The 3,417-nt window shown below is 45.6% G+C and carries 4 protein-coding genes; all 4 read right to left on the reverse strand.

Annotated features, from left to right (window positions below; genetic code table 11):
- Window positions 1–214: 214 nt before the first annotated feature.
- Window positions 215–439: a hypothetical protein gene (locus FTT78_RS13325; protein ID WP_000743213.1), complete on the reverse strand. Its 225-nt coding sequence runs from the start codon at window positions 437–439 to the stop codon at window positions 215–217.
- Entirely contained in the window at window positions 436–1,173 is a 738-nt protein-coding gene (locus FTT78_RS13330; protein WP_001366550.1) for a recombinase family protein, read from the reverse strand. The genes FTT78_RS13325 and FTT78_RS13330 overlap by 4 nt, the downstream gene beginning before the upstream one ends.
- 148 nt (window positions 1,174–1,321) lie before the next feature.
- Window positions 1,322–2,488 carry a tetracycline-inactivating monooxygenase Tet(X3) gene (locus FTT78_RS13335; protein ID WP_024160783.1) on the reverse strand — a complete coding sequence of 389 codons (1,167 nt, stop codon included), beginning with the start codon at window positions 2,486–2,488 and terminating at the stop codon, window positions 1,322–1,324.
- A gap of 189 nt (window positions 2,489–2,677) precedes the next feature.
- The gene (locus FTT78_RS13340; RefSeq protein ID WP_205779272.1) at window positions 2,678–3,271 is read right to left on the reverse strand and encodes a tyrosine-type recombinase/integrase; all 594 of its coding nucleotides are present in this window, start codon (window positions 3,269–3,271) and stop codon (window positions 2,678–2,680) included.
- Between the last annotated feature and the right edge of the window lie 146 nt (window positions 3,272–3,417).

Consider the following 3,417-nt stretch of genomic DNA (forward strand, 5'->3'; position numbering starts at 1 on the left):
GCATGTTCCGCGTCCTTGCAATACTGTGTTTACATACAGTCTATCGCTTAGCGGAAAGTTCTTTTACCCTCAGCCGAAATGCCTGCCGTTGCTAGACATTGCCAGCCAGTGCCCGTCACTCCCACTCGATTGTAAACAAGCACACAAAACCCTTTAGTGACAACAATTTGCAAGAACTATCAGGCTCAGTGCCATGAAAAATACCATGACCAGATCATGAGGTTGAACACGGCTTGCGCCGGCAGCGTTCACGCTCCTGGTCGGCGATCTCGCCCGGCTGCAATGCTAGCTCAGCATCGGTCATGCGCTCCAGCACGTCGCGTAGGCGGATGGTGCAAGGAATGGGCGGCAGCTCGAACTCATAGCCGCCGGCGATCATTTCGGCCGCAATCTCCTCGGTGATGAAAAACGGCTCGTCGTCTTGGTTCGGCTTCTTCATGCCCTTTCCTCCTGGCGCTCATCCTGGCCGACAGCGGCCAGGGCATCGGCTTCCGTCAATGCGTCCTCCACGAACGCGCCGTGCTGCTTCGCTTCGGCCTGGCTGACCTCGGCCCATATCCGTTTCACCTGGGCCGCACTGTACCCGGCCAGCTCGGCGGTCTTGTTGATGCTGTAGCCGGACTTGCGCAGCGCGACAACTTGGGCGCGGCGCTTCGGATCAGCACGGCGGCCCTTGTACCGCCCGGCCTGGCGGGCCAACTCAATGCCTTGGCGCTGGCGTTCGCGCCTGTCCTCGTAGTCGTCGCGGGCCATCTGCAAGGCCAGGCGAAAAAGCATGATCTGCACGGCTTCCAGCACGATCTTGGCGACGCCCTGGGCCTCGGCCGCCAGGTCGGATAGATCGACCACGCCAGGGACGGCCAGGCGTGCGCCTTTGGCCTGTATCGAGGCCACCAGGCGCTCGGCCTCGGGCAAAGGTAGGCGGCTGATGCGGTCGATCTTCTCGGCAATGACCACCTCGCCGGGCTGTAGGTCGCCGATCATGCGCAGCAGCTCAGGCCGGTCGGCGCGTGCGCCGGATGCCTTCTCACGGTAGATGCCGGCGACGTAGTAGCCGGCGGCCTTCGCGGCCGTAGTGATCGCCTCTTGGCGTTCCAAGTCCTGCGCGTCGGTGCTGACGCGCAGATAGACCCGCGCCACCATCGGCGCGGCTACTGGCTTCGTCCTGCGCATACTTGCGGGCTCCTTTGGGCATACTCAAATGCACCCATCTTAAACTGGCAGCTAATGTACAAAAGTTGATAGAAGCACACAAGTTCAATTTTGCACTTCTGCCCCACTATTGCAAAACTGCTTGTTAGTAGCCGTTTTTTCTTACTGTTTATAGATTCAATAATTTTTGAAACGAAAAATTGGGACTAAACATTTCGGTTTCGTTTTCTGTCGATTCGTCCTGCGTATCTTTTGCATAAACAAACATTTGTTGTTCGTAGTTTTCGATGGCATTTTCAATACTTGTAAATTCTCCGTTTGTAAGGTTTTCAGACAATATCAAAGCATCCAATAATCCCGTATTTACACCCTGTCCTGCAAAAGGCGACATCAAATGAGCAGCATCGCCAATCATTGTTATGGGTAATGGACGGTTACTTTTCCAATCATTGTTCAAAGGAAATTTCCTTGTGGGCAAGCATTGAAATGTTGATACCGAACGTATTAATTGTTTGTAAACTTCACTCCATTTGGAAAATCTTTTCAATAAAAAATCGGCAACGCTGTTTCTGTCCTGAAAATCTAAGGGAATTTTATTTTTCCATTCATCGGGCGTTTTAAAACTAATTCCTAAATACAATGCACCATTATTATTGGGATTGGCAAACAATAAAATGCCCTGATGTCCCGCCATTAATCGGTTGCCGTTGCATAGCTGAAAAAATCCGGGACAGTTTATTTCCGGTTGAAGAATATCAGCTTGGATGTTGAAAGTACCGGTTTCTTCAACTTGCGTGTCGGTAACAAAGCTCCTTATTTTCGACATTCCACCATTGGCAAGAATAACCAAATCTGCTGTTTCACTCGGTTTATTCTCAAAAGTTAGTGTCCACTTCTTCTTACCAGGTTCAAGCATAACAAGTTTTCTATCCCAAATAACCGTGTCGTTTTCTAAACTATTCAACAAGATAGCCCTTAAGTCATTTCTGTTTATTTCAGGATTGTCAAATCGATTTTCGGGCTTTACATTTTTTGTGGATAAAATATTGCCTTTTTCATCAGCAATATTTACACCCATTGGTAAGGCTAAGTCATAATAAGTTTGTAACAATCCCGCTTTTTTCATTGCTTCCTGACCTGAACCTTTGTGTAGGTCAAGGGTTCCACCAAAAATTCTTGCCTCTCGGTCGTTGTCTCTTTCGTAAACTGAAACGTCTATGCCGTTTTGCTGTAATAATTTTGCCATAGTCAGTCCAACGGGTCCACCACCAATTATTGCAACGTTCTTATCACTAAGTAAATTCATTTGTTTGTCCGTATCTATTCGCATTGTCATTCAAAAATGGCACATAACAAGTGGCTATACGCCAAATGGCGTATATATCCACTATATCTTATTTTGCTAAACCTTTCATTATCAGTGACAAATCCGTTTTCAACCGTTTACCGTTCGTTTCTACTCTCTCAAAAGGATTTATATTCATAGTGCTTTTTGTTAAGTTTTGCTCAAATATACAAATCCTTTCTATATATCTAACAAATCCATCGGACTTTTTAATTGTTCCATTCCCTTGGTGGTAATATGTGTATAAACCTCAGTTGTTTTACTGCTTGAATGACCTAACAACGATTGAATATAACGTAAACTCGTACCATTCTCAAGCAAATGCGTTGCAAAGCTATGTCGTAAGGTATGTACAGTAACTTCCTTTTGAATCTTTGCTTTTAAAACAGCTGCTTTAAAAATGTTTTGAATACTTCGGCTTGAGTATGCGCCACCTTTTTGACCTTCAAATAAATAATCTTTTGGTTTATATTCCATAAAGTATGTTCTTAAAATAATTAATGTTTTCTCAGATAAAATGGTATAACGATCTCTTTTTCCTTTTGACTGTTCTATACGAATTTGCATGCGCTTGGAGTCAATGTCTTTTATTTTCAGGTTTATACATTCAGAAATGCGCAAACCTGCCGAATAAATAGTCATCAGAATAGCCTTGTGTTTCACGTTTTCAATAGCGCGTAGTACCCGAATGGTTTCTTCTTCACTCATCACAACAGGAAGTGTTTTTTCTTTTTTTGGTCTTTCGATGAAATATGTTTTCCGTTGTCCACCCAAAACACGTTCGTAATAAAACTGGCACTGTTGCAAAGTTAGCGATGAGGCAGCCTTTTGTCTTATTCAAAGGCCTTACATTTCAAAAACTCTGCTTACCAGGCGCATTTCGCCCAGGGGATCACCATAATAAAATGCTGAGGCCTGGC

The sequence above is a fragment of the Acinetobacter sp. YH01011 genome (assembly GCF_013420785.1).
GTDB classification, from domain to species: Bacteria; Pseudomonadota; Gammaproteobacteria; order Pseudomonadales; family Moraxellaceae; genus Acinetobacter; species Acinetobacter towneri.